Source organism: Massilia sp. 9I (assembly GCF_902506415.1).
Taxonomy (GTDB): Bacteria; Pseudomonadota; Gammaproteobacteria; order Burkholderiales; family Burkholderiaceae_D; genus Telluria.
Map to the genome: position 1 here is coordinate 3,918,248 of NZ_LR733275.1, position 18,854 is coordinate 3,937,101.

Sequence of the window (18,854 nt, forward strand, 5' to 3'; positions counted from 1 at the left end):
AAGGTGCCGCCAATGGCAAAGCGTGATTTTTACGAGATCCTCGGGGTCGCGAAGAATGCGTCGGAAGACGACATCAAGAAGGCCTATCGCAAGCTTGCGATGAAATACCACCCTGACCGCAACCCTGACAACAAGGAAGCGGAAGAGAAGTTCAAGGAGGTCAAGGAAGCCTACGAGATGCTGACCAATCCGGAGAAGCGCGAGGCCTATGACCGCTACGGTCACGCCGGCGTCGACCCGAACATGGGCGGCGGAGGCGGCTTCGGCGCGGGCGGTTTCGGCGACGCCTTCGGCGACATCTTCGGCGACATCTTCGGCGGCGGCCGCGGCCGCGGCGGCGGCGGACCCCAGGTCTACCGCGGCGCCGACCTGCGCTACAACCTCGAGATCACCCTGGAGCAGGCGGCGCACGGCTACGAGACCACCATCCGCGTGCCGAGCTGGGACAAGTGCGACACCTGCCACGGCAGCGGCGCCAAGCCGGGCACCCAGCCGGTCACCTGCACCACCTGCTCGGGCCACGGCCAGGTGCGCATGCAGCAGGGCTTCTTCAGCATCCAGCAGACCTGCCCGAAGTGCCATGGCAGCGGCAAGATCATCCCGGAACCCTGCGCGGCCTGCGGCGGCGCCGGACGCATCAAGCGCAACAAGACGCTGGAAGTGAAGATCCCGGCCGGTATCGACAACGGCATGCGCATCCGCTCGACCGGCAACGGCGAGCCGGGCACCAACGGCGGACCGTCGGGCGACCTGTACGTGGAAATCCACATCAAGCCGCACCCGGTGTTCCAGCGCGAAGGCGACGACCTGCACTGCGAAATGCCGATCTCCTTCGCCAAGGCTGCCCTGGGCGGCGAGATCGAGGTGCCTACGCTCACCGGCAAGGTGTCGTTCACGGTGCCCGAAGGCACCCAGACCGGCAAGACCTTCCGCCTCAAGGGCAAGGGCGTCAAGGGCGTGCGCTCGGGCTACACCGGCGACCTGTTCTGCCACGTGGTGGTCGAGACCCCGGTCAAGCTCACCGACAAGCAGAAGGACCTGCTGCGCGAGTTCGAGCGTTCGACCAGCGAAGGCGGGGCCAAGCACAGCCCGCAGAGCAAGGGCTGGATGGACAAGGTCAAGGACTTCTTCGAGTAAGCGACCATAGTAAACCGCCGGCGGCGAAGGCCCCGGCGGTTTTTTTTCGTCTGGCTGGTATACTTTCGTCTATTCAGCACGCATCAGTCAGGAGAACAATTGGAAAACAAGACCACGGGCGTGAGCGCCGAAGACCTCTTCGCACGCAACCGCAAATGGGCCGCTTCGATGGTGGCCGAGGACCCGAATTTCTTCAAGGCGCTGTCGGAACAGCAGGCGCCGGAATACCTGTGGATCGGCTGCTCGGACAGCCGCGTGCCGGCCAACGAGCTGCTGGGCATGGCGCCGGGCGAGCTCTTCGTCCATCGCAACATCGCCAACGTGATCGTGCACTCGGACCTGAATGCCTTGAGCGTGCTGCAGTTCGCGATCGACGTGCTGAAGGTCAAGCACATCATTATCTGCGGCCACTACGGCTGCTCCGGCGTGGGCGCCGCGCTCACCGGCACCCGCGTCGGCCTGGCCGACAATTGGCTCGGTCACGTGCGCGACGTACGCGACAAGCACGGCAAGTACCTCGGCAACGTGATCGGCCGCCAGGCCGTCAACCGCCTGGTCGAGCTGAACGTGGCCGAGCAGGTGATCAACGTGGCCCAGACCACCATCGTGCGCGACGCCTGGGAACGCGGCCAGCCGCTGACCATCCACAGCTGGGTCTACGGCGTGCACGACGGCCTGCTGCGCGACCTCGGCATCACCGTCAGCAGCTTCGAAGAGATCGCACCGAAGCTCGAGCGCGTGCTGAGCGGCTACCTCGACGGCGACCAGGTCCGTGACGAACGCCGCGGACAGTGATCTCATCCAGCTGCGCGATCTCGTCCGCAGCTTCGTGGACGAGCGCGACTGGGACCAGTTCCACACGCCGAAGAACCTGGCCTCGGCCCTGAGCGTGGAAGCGGCCGAGCTGCTGGAGCATTTCCAGTGGCTGCAGCACGGCCGCCTTGACGAGCTGGGGCCGGACAAGCAGGTCCAGGTGCGCCACGAGATGGCCGACGTGCTGGTGTACCTGGTACGCCTGGCCGACAAGCTCGACGTTGACCTGTTCGCGGCGGTGCAGGAAAAGATGGTGCTCAACCGGGAAAAGTATCCGGCCGAGCAGGTGCGAGGCGACGCGCGCAAGTACTACGAGTACAAGAAATAACCCTCCTGAAAGAATATTTCATTTAACTTGCTTTTATGAAATATTCTTTCACTCCGTGTCGAGCGCCTACCGTGTTGGCATGCTCCTCGAGTTACCGTTAAGATTTTGTCATGAGGTTTGAGAGCTGCCCGTGGGCGAGCTCTCTTCCCTGACAGATCAGCAGGAAGCCACACGCTCTCCGCCGCGCCGCCCTGATCGGCGCGTGATCTGGATCAATGGCCACTCGCGCCCGAACCAGAATGCCCGTATCATGGTTTCGTGCGCTTCACGACAAGGTAGAGACCATGCGCCCCATCGTCATCGTCCCCGCATGCACGCGTGATTTCGGCGAACACCCGTATCACGCCGCCCAGTACAAGTACGTCGACGCCGTCGTGCTTGGCGCCGATTGCGCGCCAATGATCCTGCCCTCGCTGGGCGAAGCGCTCGACCTGGAAACCATGCTCGCCCTGTGCGACGGCATCATGCTGACCGGTTCGGCCTCGAACGTGCACCCCAGCTACTACTCCGAGGAAGTGCTCGATCCGTCGCTGCCGCAGGACCCGGCGCGCGACCGGACCACGCTGCCCCTGATCCGCGAAGCGGTCAAGCGCGGCATCCCGATCATCGCGATCTGCCGCGGCTTCCAGGAAATGAACGTGGCCCTGGGCGGCAGCCTGCACCAGGCGGTGCAGACCGTGGCCGGCAAGTTCGACCACCGCGAAAATCCCGAGCTCGGCATGGACGAGCAGTATGGCGACGCCCACAACGTCTTCATCACGCCCGGCGGCTGCCTGGAGCGCATGCTGGGCCAGTCGGAAATCCCGGTGAACTCGCTGCACGGCCAGGGCATCAACGAACTCGCGCCGGGCATGTCGGTCGAAGCTGTAGCGGAGGACGGATTGGTCGAAGCCTTCTCGGTCTCCACCGCGCCCGGCTTCACCCTGGCGGTGCAGTGGCACCCCGAGTGGCGCATCCAGCACAACCCCTACTCGATGAAGATGTTCGGGGCCTTCGGCAATGCCTGCCGTGAATACCAGGCGCAGAAACAATCCCTGCAACGGAGCAGTGCATGAGCTTGTATGCCGTGGCGGACGCCTTTTTCTGGGCGAACAGCGCCGTCCCATAGCTTCCCTGCCTGATGTGTAACCGCGCACCCGGCGCTGGCCGTTCGTGCGCACGAACTTCGAAACAGACAGTGAGGCAATCATGGCAATCCGCGACAATTTTTCTTATACCGACATGGAGGAGTGGCTCAACGCGAAACGGGTCACTGAAATCGAATGCCTGGTCCCCGACTTGACTGGCGTGGCCCGTGGAAAAATCCTCCCCCGCGTAAAATTCACCGACGACCGCGGCATGCGCATCCCCGAAGTGGTGCTGGGCATGACCGTCACCGGCAACACCCCCGAGCGCGACGAATCCTATAACCGCGCCATCGCGGCCACCGACCGCGACATGATCCTGAAGGCGGACCCAACCACCATCACCATGGTGCCGTGGGCGGTCGACCCCACCGCCCAGGTCATCCACGACTGCTATTTCGCCGACGGCAAGCTGGTCGACTATGCGCCGCGCAGCGTGCTGCGCCGCGTGCTCAAGCTGTACGAAGAGCGCGGCTGGAAGCCGGTGGTGGCGCCGGAACTCGAGTTCTACCTCACGGCCAAGAACATCGATCCCAACTTGCCGCTCAGCTCGCCGGTGGGCCGCAGCGGCCGTGCCGAGACCAGCCGCCAGGTCTACAGCATCGACGCCGTCAACGAATTCGACCCGCTGTTCGAGGACATCTACGATTACTGCGAGATGATGAACCTCGACGTCGACACCCTGATCCACGAGATCGGCGCCGGCCAGATGGAGATCAACTTCCTGCACGGCGATCCGCTCGGCCTGGCCGACAAGGTCTTCTACTTCAAGCGCACCCTGCGCGAAGCCGCGCTCAAGCACGAGATGTACGCCACCTTCATGGCCAAGCCCATGGCCGACGAGCCCGGCTCGGCGATGCACGTGCACCAGAGCGTGGTCGACAAGGAAACCGGCCGCAACATCTTCAGCAATCCCGACGGCACGCCATCGAACGCCTTCCGCCACTACATCGGCGGCCTGCAGCGCTACATGCCGTCGGCCATGGCGATCATCGCTCCTTATGTGAATTCCTACCGCCGCATCGTGCGCCACTCGGCCGCGCCGATCAACCTGCAGTGGGGCATGGACAACCGCACCGTCGGCTTCCGGGTGCCGGTGTCGGGGGCGCAGGACCGGCGCGTGGAGAACCGCGTGATCGGCGCCGACGCCAATCCCTACCTGGCGCTGGCGGTTACGCTGGCCTGCGGCTACCTGGGCATGCTCGACGCCGTCGAGCCGAGCCGGATGGTCGAGGTCAGCGCCTACGACATGCCGGTCGAGCTGCCGCAAGGCCTGTCCGAAGCGATCACCCTGTTGCGCCGGGAAGACCGTTTGCGCGACGTGCTTGGCGAGCGTTTCATCGACGTGTACTCTGCAGTAAAGGACCTCGAGCATCAGGAGTTCATGCGCGTCATCAGTCCGTGGGAGCGGGAGCACCTGCTGCTGCACGTCTGATTGGTTCTTGATAATGGGAGCCAATCATGACAACCAACTCGATGGTGGCCTCGCTGCGCGTGACTGCGCCCGAGACGCAAGAGACTTTTGACACCCAGGCCCTGCAGCGCCTGGACAGCGCGCACTACCTGCATCCGTTCACCGACCACGCCGCGCTGCGCGAGCGCGGCGCGCGCGTGATCGTGCGCGCCGACGACGTCTACCTGTGGGATTCCGACGGCAACAAGATCATCGACGGCATGGCCGGCCTGTGGTGCGTAAACGCCGGCTACGGGCGCGCCAGCATCGCCGACGCGGTGCACGCCCAGATGCTGCAGCTGCCTTTCTATAACAGCTTCTTCAACACCACCAACGTGCCGGCGGTGAAACTGGCGGCGCTGCTGGCGCGGCTCGCGCCACCCAACATGCAGCACGTGTTCTTCACCGGCAGCGGTTCGGAAGCGAACGACACCATCGTGCGCATGGTGCGGCGCTACTGGCAGCTGGCCGGCCGTCCGGGGCGCGAAACCATCATCAGCCGCCGCAACGCCTACCACGGCTCTACCATGGCCGGGGCTTCGCTGGGCGGGATGGCGGGCATGCACGCGCAGGGCGGGCTGCCGATTCCCGGCATCGTCCATATCGGCCAGCCGAACTACGCCGAGCACGGGCACGGCATGAGCGAAGCGGCCTTCGGCCTGGAAGCGGCCGGCTGGCTGGAAGCGAAGATCCTGGAAGTGGGGCCGGAGCGCGTGGCCGCCTTCATCGGCGAACCGGTGCAGGGCGCGGGCGGCGTGATCATCCCGCCCGCTACCTACTGGCCGGAGATCCAGCGCATCTGCGACAAGTACGACATCCTGCTGATATCGGACGAAGTGATCTGCGGCTTCGGCCGCCTAGGCACCTGGTTCGGCTGCGAGCTGATGGGCTTCCAGCCCGACCTGATCGCCTTCGCCAAGGGCGTCACCTCGGGCTACGTGCCGCTGGGCGGCGTGCTGGTGGGCTCACGCGTGGCGCACATGCTGATCGAGAAGGGCGGCGACTTCAACCACGGCTTCACCTATTCCGGCCACCCGTCGGCATGCGCGGCGGCGCTGGAAAACCTGCGCATCATCGAAGCCGAGCGCCTGGTGGAGCGAGTGGCGCTGGAGACCGGGCCGCACCTGAAGTCGCGCTTCGCCTCGCTGGCGATGCATCCGCTGGTGGGGCATGCCGAGACCTGCGGCATGACGGCTGGGCTGAACCTGGTGCGGCGCAAGGGGGCGACGGTGCATGAATGCGAGGCCTTCCCGCCGGCGCACGCGGTGGGGATGGTCTGCCGCAAGCACATGTTCGACAACGGCGTCATCATGCGCGCCGTGGGGGACCGGATGATCGTGGCGCCGCCGCTGTCGATTACCAAAGGGCAGATCGACGAGATGGTGGAGCGGATCGGGCATTGCCTGGATCTGACGCTGGAGGAGGTGGTGGGGAACGGGTGGATGGAGTAGCTCGCGGTTTGCTTGCAACTTGGGTCCCGGCCTTCGCCGGGACGACGTTTTTAAGCTAACGCATAAAACATCGCTAACGCGTTTCTTCCGTTAGCCTTAAAGCCGTCATCCCGGCGAAGGCCGGGATCCAATTTTGCATGACCAGTGTCAGCTCAAGCACTCGCCACAATATGCTTGGTCGGCTCGCCGCCATTCTTGAACACCTGCGGCGCCAGCGAGCCCACGAACATGCCGATGAAGGCCGCCACCAGCCCGGCCAGCTGACCCGGGAAGTGCTCGCCCCAGCTGGTGATCTGCGGGAAGAACAGCAGCCACACCAGGATGCCGGCGCCGATCGACAGGATGGCGCCCTGCGTGGTCGCGCGCTTCCAGTACAGGCCCATCACCAGCGGCACGAAGGCGCCCACCAGCGTGACCTGATAGGCGCTCGACACCAGTTCGTAGATCGAGGTGCCTTCCATGAAGATCGCGTACTGCAGCACCAGCGTGGCGAAGATCACGATGGTCACGCGCATCGCGAACAGCTGCTGCTTGTCGCTCATGCCGGGGCGCAGGTTCTTGAGGATGTTTTCGACAAAGCTGGTCGACGGCGCCAGCAGGGTGGCCGAAGAGGTGCTCTTGATGGCCGACAGCAGCGCGCCGAAGAACAGGATCTGCATCACCAGCGGCATCTTGGTCATGATGAAGGTCGGCAGCAGGCGCTGGTAGTCGTGCATGGCCATCGACATGGCGGACTCGCCCATCACGACCACGGCCGCGGCCACGATGAACATCGGCACGAAGGCGAACAGGATGTAGCTGGCGCCGCCGATCACGGCGCCGGTGCGCGCGGTCGGGGCGTCCTTGGCCGACATCACGCGCTGGAACACGTCCTGCTGCGGGATCGAGCCGAACATCATGGTGATGGCGGCGGCGATGAAGAACATGATGTCGGTGAAGCTCGGCTCGGGCAGCACGCGCCACAGCTTGGCCTGATGGGCCATCGCCAGCACCTTGTCGGCGCCGCCGGCCAGGTCGGACGCGAAGACGGCGATGATGGCCATGCCGACCACCAGCACGATCATCTGGATGAAGTCGGTGATCGCCACCGCCAGGAAGCCGCCCACCACCACGTAGATCAGCACCGCCAGGGTGCCGATGACCATGCCGGTGGCCGGCGCCAGCGCGCCGTTGGTCAGCACCGTGAACACCAGGCCCAGCGCGGTGATCTGCGCCGCCACCCAGCCCAGGTAGCTCAGGATAATCGCCACCGAGCAGAACACCTCGATGCCCTTGCCGTAGCGCTGGCGGTAGTAGTCGCCGATGGTAAGCAGGTTCAGTTTATACAGCTTGGAGGCGAAGAACACGCCGACCAGGATCAGGCACATGCCCGCGCCGAACGGATCCTCGATGATGGCGTTCAGGCCGCCCTGCACGAACTTGGCCGGCACGCCCATCACGGTCTCGGCGCCGAACCAGGTGGCGAAGGTGGTCGTGATGACCATGATCAGCGGCAGGCTGCGGCCGGCCACGGCGAAGTCGCTGGTATTCTTGATCCGGGTACCCGCCCACATCCCGAGCCCGAGCGTGCCGAGCAGGTAAAGCGCGACGAAAACGATCAAAGTGGTGTTCATGCGGTGGATGCTCCGGGCGCGGAAAATTGTTGGGCGGAAAATTCGCGATTATAAAGGCAGAATCCGGCGGTTGGCTCAACTTTGCTAGGATTTGGCTTCAAGTGTTGCTCTTCTAGGAAAGAAATGGGCCTGAGCCAGGTGCGCTAAGCGCATGACTCCTTCCGTGAAGCGCCTCCCCTGGCCCTCGTGTATGCTTGCCCGATCAGGATTCCGCCATCGCATGCCATTTACCAATGGAATGCGGCAGCACGTTTTTATGAAGAAATTCACGCTGCGCCCTCCAGTCACCATCGCCACCATTCTCAGCCTGGTCGTGCTGGCGGCGGCGCTGGCAGTACTGGCTGAGGGCATTCGCACCCAATCCGGCTCCTTCCGGTGGGTGGTTCACACCCGCGAGGTGCTGGAAAACGTCCAGTCCACCATCGCCCACACGAGCGACGCGGAAGCGGCCCAGCGCGGCTTCCTGCTCACCGGCAGCCCGGGCTTCCTGGCGAACTACCAGCAAGCGCGCGATGCCGTGCTACCCCAGGTTGCGGAAGTCCGCGCCCTGACCCGGGATAACCCCCGGCAGCAGGCCGCGCTACGCGATTTCGAGGATGCGCTGCGCGCGCGCTTCGACCTGCTCGAGCGCGTCGTGCAGGAAAAGCAGGCAGGGCGCCCGCCCACTCTCGCGACCCTGGAGTCGGGCCGGCAGCTCAAGGAACGTATTCTTGCGCTTGCGACGTCGATCCGCGCCGAGGAGCAGCACCTGCTGCGCGAGCGCCAGGCACGGGTTGAAGAAGGACGCCGCGAACTGATCGCCGCCTTTGCCACCACCGCCGGGACGGGGATCGCGCTTGTGGTCATGCTGTGGGTGCTGTCCTCGCGCGACGCGGCGCGCCTGCTGGCCCGGGCGCAGGCCTTGTCCGAATCGGAAGCCAATTACCGGTACACGATCGAACTCAACCCGCAGATACCCTGGCGCGCTTCGGCGGCCGGCGCCATCGAGACATTCTCAGACCGCTGGGTATCGCTCACGGGACAGGCTCGCGAGGCCGTTCCGGGGTCCGGCTGGTCGAGCGCGGTGCTTCCCGACGACCGTCCGGCGATGCTGCAGGCGTGGGCGCAGTCGGTCGCCAGCGGCGAGCCCTTCGATTTCGAGTTCCGCATTCATGCCGCCGGCGGCCAGGTGCGCTGGATGCGCTCGCGCGCCGCGCCGCGGCGTGACGCATCGGGCGCCATCGTTGCCTGGTATGGCCTGACCGAAGACATCCACGCACGCAAGGAATCGGAGCTGGCGCTGGGGCGCAGGCTGGCCCAGATCGAGACCATCTACCGCGCCGTCCCGGTCGGGCTCGGCCTGCTGGACCCGAACCTGCGCCTGGCCGAGCTGAACGACGCGCTGGCCGAACTGGGGAGCCGGCCCAAGCGCGACATGGTCGGTATGGCGCTGACGAGCGCGCTGCCGGCGCCGCTGGGCGAACAGATTCGCGCAGTGCTGGAGCAGCTCGTACGCGACCGCCGCCAGGTCAGTGGCATCGAGTTCAGCAGCAACATGGACCGCGATTCCGTGCGGCAGCGCGACTGGCTCGCCAGCTTCTATCCGGTCCTCGACGGGGCAGGGCTGGAAGGCGTCGTCGTCGCCCTGCTGGAAGTCACGCAAATCAAGGCCGCCCAGCGCAAGCTAATCGAAGCCAACCAGTTGCTCGAGCAGCGGGTCGAGGAGCGGACCGCCCGGATCGCCGAGGCGAATGCCGAGCTGCGCGCCTTTGCCCACACGGTGGCGCACGACCTGCGCGCGCCGCTGCGCAACGTCGAGGGCTTCTCCACCGCCCTGCTCGAGGACGAAGGCGAACGCATGTCGGCGGACGGCAGGATGTTCGCCGAGCGCATCGTGGCGGCCGTGGTGCGCATGGACCGGTTGATCACGGACCTGCTGGCCTACAGCCGCCTGTCGCGCGCCGAGCTGCGCCTCGAACGGGTCGACCTCGGCACCGTCGTCAGGACCGTCCTGCGCGACCTCGAGGCCCAGATTGCAGAAAGCGGGGCCCGCTTCGACCTCGCCTGGCCCTTGCCGGCGGTGCAGGGCAATGCGACCATCCTGGTGCAGATCGTCGCCAACCTCCTGACGAACGCCATCAAGTTCGTGGACCAGGGCGTGACGCCGCGCATCGCGATCTCCGGATCGCGCGATGGCCGGACAGTGCGCCTCCTGATCAGCGATAATGGCATCGGCATCGCGCCCGAACACCGCGAACACGTGTTCGGGGTGTTCGAGCGCCTCCACGGCCACGAGCGCTACCCGGGCACCGGCATCGGCCTGGCGATCGTGAAGAAAGGCCTCGAGCGCATGGACGGGACCGTGCGGATCCGCAACCGCGAGGGCGGCGGCACCACCTTCGAGCTGGCCATGCAGGCTGCCGACTGAGACAAAGGACAAAGCGATGGAAAGCATGAGCGACGAGGACGACGCAGCCGGACTGCCGGTGATCCTGCTGGTGGAGGACAATCCGGACGACGTGCTGCTGGTGCGGCGCGCGGTCAAGAAGGCCGCCCTGCCGGTGTCCCTGCAGGTCGTGGCGGACGGCGACGAGGCCGTGGCCTACCTGGACGGCGGCGCGCAGTACGGCGACCGCGAGCGCCATCCGCTGCCGGACCTGGTGCTGCTCGACCTGAAGCTGCCCAAGCGCTCCGGCCTCGAGGTCCTGCGCTGGGCGCGCAGCCAGCGCGGCCTGGATGCGACGCCCGTGGTCGTGCTGACCTCTTCAGGCGAGGACGAGGACATCCAGAAGGCCTATACTCTGGGCGCCAACTCCTACCTGCAAAAGCCGGTGGCCTTCAACGGCCTGGTCCAGCTCCTCAGCGTGCTCGACCTGTACTGGTTCAGGAACAATCTGACCGCGCCGCCCGCTGCGGCAGGCGCATCTTACTGATACGCGAACGATGACATTGGACATACTGCTGCTCGACGATAACCCGGATGACCGTGCGCTGGCGCGGCGCGAGCTCGAGCGCAACCTGCCCGACTGCGTGATCGAGGAAGTGGGCGACCGTGCCGGCTGGGAGCGGGTGCTCCAGGCCGGGCTGCGGGTCGACATCGTGATCACCGATTTCCAGATGCGCTGGATCACGGGACTGGACATCCTCAAGCAGGTCAAGGGCTTCGACCCGCAACTGCCGGTCATCATGTTCACCGCCACCGGCACCCAGGAGATCGCCGTCGAGGCAATGAAACTGGGCCTGGACGACTATGTCATCAAGAGCCCGCGCCACTACGCGCGCCTGCCGGTGGCCGTGCACACCTGCCTCAGCCGCAACGAAATCCGGGCCCGTGCCATCCGGTCCGAGACCCGCCTGGCTGCCTTGCTCGAGAATATCCAGCTCGGTGTGTTCCGCATGTCGCTCGAGGGCAGGCTGGAAGAAGCCAACCGTGCTTTCTGGACCATGCTGGGCGGCGATCCCAGTGCCCCGGAATCGCTGCGCCATCCGCTGCTGGACCAGGTGACGAGCCGCCTGCCGCAGCTGCAGGCGGTATCCGACAGCGCCGAGCTGCAGGCCGAACTCGGCGCCACCGACGAAGCCGGGCGCTTCTACGTCGTCAAGCTGGTGCGCGTGAAGGTCAACGGCCATGACGCCATCGACGGCATCGTGGAAGACGCGACGTCGCTGCGCCGCGCCGGCGCCGAGATCCATCGCCTGAACGCCGAGCTCGAACAGCGCATCATGGAGCGCACCCGCCAGCTGCAGGAGGCCAACGAGGCGCTCGAGACCTTCGGGTTCTCGGTCTCGCACGACCTGCGCGAGCCGCTGCGCACCATCCAGGGCTACGCAGCCGCGTTGAGCCAGGACCTGGTGGCGCGCGACTTCAGCAATTTCGAGCAATACGTCGACCGCATCAATGCCATTGCCCGCCGCATCGACCTGATGGTCTCGGACCTGCTCGAATTTGCGCGCCTGTCGCGTGATGAAATCAGGTCCGACAGCCTGTCCTTGCGCGAGGTGGTGCAGGATGCGCAGTCGGTCCTGCAAAACGAGCCGGCTTATCGCGCGGCCGACATCCAGATCGACGTGCCCGAGGATTTGATGGTGAAGGCACACCGGCCGGTGCTGGTGCAGGCACTGGCGAACCTGCTCGGCAATGCCGTCAAGTTCGTAAGGCCGGAAACGCATGCTGCAGTACTGGTCGTAGCGCAGGCCCATGGCCGTCAGGTCCGGCTCGAAGTGCAGGACAACGGCATCGGCATGGCGGACGAGGCGCGCGAGCGCGTGTTCGACGTGTTCGAGCGCCTCCATGGCGAAGAAGAATATCCGGGTACCGGTATCGGGCTGGCGATCGTCAAGAAGGGCGTCGAGCGCATGCAGGGCAGCGTCGGCGTGGAGTCGGCGCCGGGCATCGGATCGACTTTCTGGATCGAGTTGCCCGGTGCCTGAATCCATCTCCCCTTCCAACCCCTTGCGCGTCCTGCTCATCGACGACAACCCCGATGACCGCGCCCTGGTCGAGCGCGAGCTCAGGCTGCGCATCGAGGCCGTCGAGGTGCGCCACATCAGCGACGCCGCCGGCCTGAGCGAAGCGCTGGAGGCGGGCGGCTTCGACGTCGCGGTGACCGATTACCGCCTGCGCTGGACGATCGGCACCGAGGTGCTACGCGAGATCAAGGGCCGCTACCCCTCGGCGCCGGTCATCATGTTCACCGGCAGCGGCAACGAGGAAGTGGCGGTCGATGCCATGAAAGAGGGGTTGGACGACTACATCACCAAGACGCCCAAGCATTATCCGCGCGTGCCCTTCGCCGTGCTGGCCTGCTTCGAGCGGGTGAACAACCGCGCCAGGCTGCAGGCATCGGTCGCCCGCGAATCGCTGGCGAAGGCGCGGCTCGAAGTCGCACTGCAGTCGGCCGGCATGGCCACCTGGCAGGTGGATCTCGCCAGTGGGCAGCTGTCCTGCTCCGACGACGCCGGTCCGATGTTCGGCCATCCGCCCGGTTTCGTGCATGCCGCCCCAGCCGAGGCGCTGGCCCAGGTGCACCCCGAGGACCTGGCCGGCTTGCAGGCCTTGTGGCGCACGGTGCTGGACGGGACCAGCCGCGTGACCGCCGAGTTCAGGGTGCTCGGCGCGGACGGCGAGCTGCGCTGGATCGCAGGCAGCGCCAAGCTGCTGCAGCACGATGGCAGCCGGGCGGCGCTGGTCATCGGCACCCTGCGCGACGTGACGGCCGAGCTCATGGCCAAGGAGGCGCAGCGCAAGCAGCAGGAAGAGCTGCAGACCATCCTCGACGTGCTGCCGGTCGGCATCGCCATCAGCCGCGATCCGGAGGCGCGGCACATCGAGATCACGCCGGCGTTCTCCGCGCTGCTCGGCATCGACCACGGCGCCGGCTACGACCGGGTCGGCACGCAGGAACGGCCTTATCGCTACCTGCGCGCCGGCCAAGCCATCGAACCGGAGGACTGGCCCATGCGGGTGGCGGCGCGGCGTGGGGAGGCGGTGCGCGGCGACGAGCTCGATGTGCAGTTCAACGACGGCCGCACGCTCACCATCCTGGTCAATGCGGCGCCCCTTTTCGACGCGCAGGCGCGGGTCCGCGGGGTGGTCGCGGCGATCGTGGACATCAGCGCGCTCAAGGGCGTGCAGCATGAACTGGAAAAGGCGAACCGGCAGAAGACCGAGTTCCTGTCGGTGCTGGCGCATGAACTGCGCAACCCGATGGCGGCCATCGGCTATTCGGTCGAGATGTTGCGCCAGGTCGGCTCGCCCGCGGCCATCGGCAGGGCGCGCGACGTGATCGCGCGCCAGACCCGCCACATGGGCCGCCTGCTCGACGACCTGCTCGACCTGAGCCGCATCACGCTCAACCGCATCGAGCTCGACAGGCGCCCGGTCGACCTGCGGCGCACCATCGAGCTGGCCTACGAAAGCACGCGCGCGCTGATCGAGTCGCTCGGACACGATATCCGCTTCGACCTGCCGGCCTTGCCGGTGATCGTGGAGGGCGACGAGGTGCGCCTGACCCAGATCGTCAGCAACCTGCTGAACAACGCGGCCAAGTTCACCCCGGGGCCGGGCGCGATCGCGGTGCGCGCCGCCATCGAGGGGGAATGGGCGGTCGTCACGATCGCCGACAACGGCGCCGGGATCGCGCAAGACCAGCTCGAATCGGTGTTCGAGATGTTCTCCCAGGGGCAGTCGAAGGTCAGCGGCGGACCGGAAGGCCTGGGCATCGGCCTGGCGGTCGTGCGCAAGCTGGTCGAGCTGCATGGCGGAAGGGTAGAGGCGCTCAGCGAAGGCGCCGAGCGCGGCACGACGATCCGGATGGAGCTGCCGTGCATGGCCGCCGGCGCCATGGCGGAACAGGACGACGCGCGCCTGGTCCCCGCCTCCGGCGCACAGGCGCGGCTGCTCGTCGCCGACGACAACATCGATGCGGCGGACCTGCTGGCCGACGTGCTGCGCATGGAGGGGTACGCGGTCCAGGTGGCCTATGACGGCCGCGAGGCCATCCGGATGGCGGACCAGTGGCGGCCCGACGCGCTGGTGCTGGACATCGGCATGCCGCACGCCAATGGGCTCGAGGTGGCGCGCTGGGTGCGGGCGCAGGAGTGGGGCAGGAAGGCTGCGCTGATCGCCGTCACGGGATGGGGACAGCAGCACGACCGCAGCGCTACCGTCGAGGCGGGATTCGACGAGCACCTCGTCAAGCCGGTCAGCCCGCAGGAGATCGTCGGCGCCCTCGGCCGGCACATGGGCAGCTAGTCGCGCGCTCGATCAGTCGTCGATCACGTCCAGGCCTTGCTCGCGCAGCCGCGCCAGGCCATCGCGCATGGCCTGCAGCTGTTCGGGCGGGTGTCCGACCCAGTCCTTCACTTCGCCCACGACTCGCAGCGGCTCGCGCGAGCGGTAGGATTTGGTCGGATTGCCCGGGAACTTCTTGTCGGTCAGGTTGGGATCGTCGAAGATCGGACCGAGCGGCTCCACGATATAGATCCTGCCGGGGCCATCGCCGGTGGCCAGTTCCGCACCCCAGGTCGCTGCTTCGAGCGTCGCGCTCATGTAGACGTGGTTCGCCTTCCTGCGTTCGCCGAAGTTCGAGGTGTAGCCGGGAATGATGAGATCTCCCGGCTTCAGGTCGGCCCGCGTGCCGTGGTAGAGCGGCGCCGAACTGGCGTCGATGGGAAGGGGTGTCTTGTCGGTCATGGTGTCCTGTTCTTCCAAGATTGTGCTGATCGTTTCAGCTGTTCGTCGTACTCGACGAACAGCCATCACCGGTGCCTGCCTAGATCGCCATGTCACGCAATACTTTCGACGCATCCCGGTTCGCGCCCAGCACGGTCCCGTCGCGCATGTGGATCTGCAGCTGCGACTGGTCGTCCGCGCGCATCGATTCCACGAAGTCCAGGTTGACCAGGGCCGAGCGGTGGATGCGCACGAAGCGCGCCGGATCCAACTGGGCCTCGAGGTCCGAGATGCCGATCCGGACCAGGAAGTTCTGCCCGCGCGCGACGATCACCGTGTACTTCGAGTCGGCCTTCATGTACTCGATCTCGCTGGTGGCGAGCGGGAAGATGCGGCCGCGGTCGCGCACCAGGATGCGCTCCAGCCGCGCCGGTGCGCTGCTGGCCTGGCTAAGTACGCCGTCGAGCGACTCGCGGCCATGCACCGGCCCCTCCAGCAGGCGCGCCACGGCGGCCGCGAAGCGCGCCTGCGTGAAGGGTTTCAGCAGATAGTCCACGGCGTTCAGTTCGAAGGCGGTCACGGCGTACTGGTCGTAGGCCGTGGTGAACACGATGTGCGGCAGGTAGTCGAGCCGGCGCAGCACTTCCAGGCCGGTCATCTCGGGCATCTGAATGTCCATGAACACCACGTCGGGCCGCAGGCGTTCGATCTGGGCCAGGGCGCTGGCGCCGTCCGCCGCTTCGCCCACTAGGCGCAGCGCCGGATGGGCATAGATGGCGTCGCGCAGCACGTCGCGCGCCAGCGGTTCGTCTTCCGCGAAGAAGGCGGTCTTCATGTTCATGCGGTGGTTTCCTCACGGGCTGCCGGAATGGTGACCGACACGCTGAAGCCGGCGCCCGGCGCGCTCTGCACGCGGATGGCCGCGCGGCTGCCGTAGTCCAGCTGCAGGCGCCGTTCGATGGTGCGCAGGCCAAGGCCAGGCGCACTGGCGATCGCCGCCGGATCGGCGCCGGGGCCGGTGTCGCGTACGGTCATGGACAGCGCGCCGGTCGCGGCGTCGCGGCGGGTGCGGATCTGCAGGATGCCGGGCCGGGTGTGCGGGTTGAAGGCGTGCTTGATGCTGTTCTCGACCAGCGGCTGCAGCGACAGCGCCGGCAGCGCATGGTCGCCGGCGTCTTCGTCGAGGTCCCACTCGACGTGCAGACGCTCGCCCAGGCGCAGCTGCTCCAGCTCCAGGTAGTCGCGCACGAAATCGAGTTCGGCGTCGAGCGTCACGCGGTCGCTGCCGCCGCGCTCCGTATCGAGCACGTAGCGCAGCATGTCCGAGAACTGGAACAGCGCGGTTTCGGCGGCGGCCGGGTTGCGCTGGGTGAGGGCGATGATCGAGTGCAGGGTGTTGAACAGGAAGTGCGGATTGAGCTTGTTGCGCAGGGCGCTCAGCTCCGAGGCGATCACCAGGTTCTGCGCTTCCTTCATGGCCAGCGCCTGGCGGTGCGCGGCCTGGCTCGCGCGCACCAGGTGGAACACGCCCACGCCGAGCAGGTAGGTCATGACGTGGTAGAGCAGCGGCCAGACGTACCAGCTGACCGGCTTGCCGCTGCTGAACATCACCCAGAACGGCACCTGCGACACCAGCGCGAAGCCGAAGGCGGTGGCGCAGTGGATGCCGATGATGGCGTAGACGCGGTAGCCGCGCCGTTCCAGCAGGCCGGTCAGGGGCCAGGCCAGCGCCAGCAGGACGGCGGATGGGACCAGGCTGGTAAAGGTCAGCAGCCAGCGCGGCCCGTCGAAGCGGCCGTCGGCCACCCGGTCCAGCTGGTCGGCAAAGGAGAGGAAGACCCCATAGGTCACCCAGATGGCAATGTAGACCCGCCACATCAGGCTGAGCCGGGTCGGTGTGGATGCTGTCGTCGTCATGTCCCGAGTATCTCCCGCCAGGGGGCCGGGTGGCGGCGCCATGTCACGAATTGCGGGATCCGGGATCCGAAATGCGGGAACGCGGCGCCGGCCCGGTCAAGGGCAGGGCAGGGTGATGGTCAGGCGCGTGCGGCCATGGCCCGTGTCCATGCTCACGCTGCCGCCCTGCACCTCGGCCATCAGGCGGATCGAATAGGTGCCGAGGCCGTTGCCGCCGATCTTGTCCGACGGCGCGTACTTCTCGAAGAAGCGCTCGCGCGCCGCCGGCGGCACTTCGCCGGCATTGTCGATCATGACGTGCAGGTTGCCGTAGCCCGGCGCGATGTTCACCGTGACGCGCCCGCCCGGCGGCGAGGCCTCGATCGCGTTCTTGAGCACGTTGTTGAAGAGCGAATAGCACAGCAGCGGCTCGCCCAGGCACATCACGTCCTGCGGCGGATCGAAGCTGACCGTGATGTCGCTGCTGTCGAAGGTGAGGCGAACCTGCTGGCAGACCTTGCCCAGCATCTCGCCCAGGTCGAACATCTGCAGCGCCGGCTGGTAGCTGCCCTGCTCCATCTTGTAGACGTCGAGGGTGCGGTTGATCATTTCCAGCGCGTTCTCGGCCGCGGTCTCGATCATGTGGGCCTGCTCGCGCTGGTTCGGCGTGAGCGGGCTGCAAAGCAGCGCCTGGCTGCCGTGCAGCGCCACCGCGATCGGGCTTTTCAGGTCGTGGCGCGTCATGCGCTCGACGTCTTCGCGCAGGCGCGCGTTCTCGATCAGCAGTTCGTTCTGGCGCTTGACGTCCTGCATGGCGGTGGCCAGCAGCAGGTGCGCCGACAGGCGCGCTTTCAGGATGGTCGGGTCGGCCGGCTTGGACACGTAGTCCACCGCGCCCAGGCGCAGGCCGGCCACCACGTCCTCGGTGCCGTCGCGCGCCGACAGGAAGATGATCGGGATGTGCGCGGTCTTCGGATTGGCTTTCAGATGGCGGCAGGTCTCGAAGCCGTCCATGACCGGCATCATGATGTCGAGCAGGATCAGGTCGATGTGGAAGGCGTCCGCGATCTCGAGCGCCTTCTTGCCGCTGATCGCGACCTTGATCGAATACTCGTCCTTCAGCACGCCGGCCAGCACTTCGATGTTGGTCGGGATGTCGTCCACGATCAGCACCGTCGATTTCTTCACCCGCTCGCCGATCGGCGCATCCAGGCCGATCACGTTCGATTCGGGCAGCAGGGCAGGAGCGGCAGGCGGCATCGGCGCGGCTGGCGCAGCGCTTGGAGCGGGCGCTGCAGCCGGAGCAGCCGACATGGGCTTGGGCACCGGCGCCGGCGGATTCTGGCGCGCGAACGGGCTCGGCGCGGTTTCCAGCTGTACGCCCAGCATGCTCATGAACTTGCAGGCGAAGCTGTGCACCGTGAAGGGCTTGATCATGTACGCGTTGACGCCGGCCTGCAGCGCAGTGCGCACCGACTGCGGATTGGCTTCCGCGGTCAGCATCATGAAGGGCGTGTTGGCGTAGCGATGGTCGGTCCGCATCCACTTGAGCAGGTCGATCCCGCTCATCACCGGCATGCCCCAGTCGCCGACCACGATGTCGACCTGCTGCTTGCGCATGAGGTCCTGCGCGGTCTTGCCGTTATCGGCCTGGAACACGTTCAGGAAGCCGAGTTCCGCCAGCACCTGGCGCACGTGGGTGCGGATCAGGAGATAGTCGTCGACGATGAGGATGGAGGCGGACTTGTCCATGATGTTTCTCTTACTTAAGTTTATGAAGTGTAACAACTTCTTGTGAGGGCGGATACGTTCTTAGTGGTTAGTTGTTGTATGCGTGACAGCACTCCATATGCATGGCTTTGCCGTTTTATGCGTTAACTTGCGTG

Annotated in this window: 15 protein-coding genes; 10 read left to right on the top strand and 5 right to left on the bottom strand. The window is 66.1% G+C overall.

The genetic code is table 11. The annotated features are described in order from the left end of the window. Positions 1 to 12 precede the first annotated feature (12 nt). The 6 genes from dnaJ to GV068_RS17580 all read left to right on the top strand — a co-directional run bounded on the left by dnaJ (position 13) and on the right by GV068_RS17580 (position 6,306). On the top strand, positions 13 to 1,137 hold the full coding sequence (gene dnaJ / locus GV068_RS17555) for a molecular chaperone DnaJ (protein WP_159700622.1): 1,125 nt from the start codon (positions 13 to 15) through the stop codon (positions 1,135 to 1,137). Positions 1,138 to 1,236: 99 nt separating this feature from the next. Further along, positions 1,237 to 1,932 carry a carbonate dehydratase gene (gene can, locus GV068_RS17560; protein ID WP_159700625.1) on the top strand — a complete coding sequence of 232 codons (696 nt, stop codon included), beginning with the start codon at positions 1,237 to 1,239 and terminating at the stop codon, positions 1,930 to 1,932. Continuing rightward, positions 1,910 to 2,278 (top strand): nucleotide pyrophosphohydrolase, encoded by a 369-nt coding sequence (locus tag GV068_RS17565; RefSeq protein ID WP_159700628.1) that lies wholly within the window; start codon positions 1,910 to 1,912, stop codon positions 2,276 to 2,278. Before can ends, GV068_RS17565 begins: the two co-directional genes overlap by 23 nt. Before the next feature lie 284 nt (positions 2,279 to 2,562). Beyond that, positions 2,563 to 3,333, top strand: coding sequence for a gamma-glutamyl-gamma-aminobutyrate hydrolase family protein (locus GV068_RS17570; RefSeq protein ID WP_159700631.1), 771 nt, complete (start codon positions 2,563 to 2,565; stop codon positions 3,331 to 3,333). A 133-nt stretch (positions 3,334 to 3,466) separates the two neighbouring features. Then, on the top strand, positions 3,467 to 4,837 hold the full coding sequence (locus GV068_RS17575) for a glutamine synthetase family protein (RefSeq protein WP_159700634.1): 1,371 nt from the start codon (positions 3,467 to 3,469) through the stop codon (positions 4,835 to 4,837). A 26-nt stretch (positions 4,838 to 4,863) separates the two neighbouring features. Beyond that, positions 4,864 to 6,306 (top strand): aspartate aminotransferase family protein, encoded by a 1,443-nt coding sequence (locus GV068_RS17580; RefSeq protein WP_159700637.1) that lies wholly within the window; start codon positions 4,864 to 4,866, stop codon positions 6,304 to 6,306. A gap of 152 nt (positions 6,307 to 6,458) precedes the next feature. On the opposite strand, the gene GV068_RS17585 is transcribed toward GV068_RS17580, so the two are convergent. Continuing rightward, the gene (locus GV068_RS17585; protein ID WP_159700640.1) at positions 6,459 to 7,919 is read right to left on the bottom strand and encodes a sodium:solute symporter family protein; all 1,461 of its coding nucleotides are present in this window, start codon (positions 7,917 to 7,919) and stop codon (positions 6,459 to 6,461) included. Positions 7,920 to 8,175: 256 nt separating this feature from the next. Here GV068_RS17585 and GV068_RS17590 point away from each other — a divergent pair, with 256 nt between their 5' ends. From GV068_RS17590 to GV068_RS17605, 4 genes are read left to right on the top strand one after another with little or no spacing between them, the layout of a single operon-like run. Next, positions 8,176 to 10,326: a CHASE3 domain-containing protein gene (locus GV068_RS17590; RefSeq protein ID WP_159700643.1), complete on the top strand. Its 2,151-nt coding sequence runs from the start codon at positions 8,176 to 8,178 to the stop codon at positions 10,324 to 10,326. A gap of 16 nt (positions 10,327 to 10,342) precedes the next feature. Next, positions 10,343 to 10,831 carry a response regulator gene (locus GV068_RS17595; RefSeq protein ID WP_229464290.1) on the top strand — a complete coding sequence of 163 codons (489 nt, stop codon included), beginning with the start codon at positions 10,343 to 10,345 and terminating at the stop codon, positions 10,829 to 10,831. A 10-nt stretch (positions 10,832 to 10,841) separates the two neighbouring features. Continuing rightward, positions 10,842 to 12,329: an ATP-binding protein gene (locus tag GV068_RS17600; protein ID WP_159700646.1), complete on the top strand. Its 1,488-nt coding sequence runs from the start codon at positions 10,842 to 10,844 to the stop codon at positions 12,327 to 12,329. Further along, on the top strand, positions 12,322 to 14,652 hold the full coding sequence (locus GV068_RS17605; protein ID WP_159700649.1) for a response regulator: 2,331 nt from the start codon (positions 12,322 to 12,324) through the stop codon (positions 14,650 to 14,652). Before GV068_RS17600 ends, GV068_RS17605 begins: the two co-directional genes overlap by 8 nt. Positions 14,653 to 14,664: 12 nt before the next feature. On the opposite strand, the gene arr is transcribed toward GV068_RS17605, so the two are convergent. The 4 genes from arr to GV068_RS17625 form a co-directional block, all read right to left on the bottom strand. After that, positions 14,665 to 15,093, bottom strand: coding sequence for an NAD(+)--rifampin ADP-ribosyltransferase (gene arr / locus GV068_RS17610; RefSeq protein ID WP_159700652.1), 429 nt, complete (start codon positions 15,091 to 15,093; stop codon positions 14,665 to 14,667). Between the two features lie 79 nt (positions 15,094 to 15,172). After that, entirely contained in the window at positions 15,173 to 15,913 is a 741-nt protein-coding gene (locus GV068_RS17615; protein WP_159700655.1) for a LytTR family DNA-binding domain-containing protein, read from the bottom strand. Beyond that, positions 15,910 to 16,989, bottom strand: coding sequence for a sensor histidine kinase (locus GV068_RS17620; RefSeq protein ID WP_229464292.1), 1,080 nt, complete (start codon positions 16,987 to 16,989; stop codon positions 15,910 to 15,912). The genes GV068_RS17615 and GV068_RS17620 overlap by 4 nt, the downstream gene beginning before the upstream one ends. A 96-nt stretch (positions 16,990 to 17,085) precedes the next feature. Next, positions 17,086 to 18,720, bottom strand: coding sequence for a response regulator (locus GV068_RS17625; protein ID WP_159700658.1), 1,635 nt, complete (start codon positions 18,718 to 18,720; stop codon positions 17,086 to 17,088). Between the last annotated feature and the right edge of the window lie 134 nt (positions 18,721 to 18,854).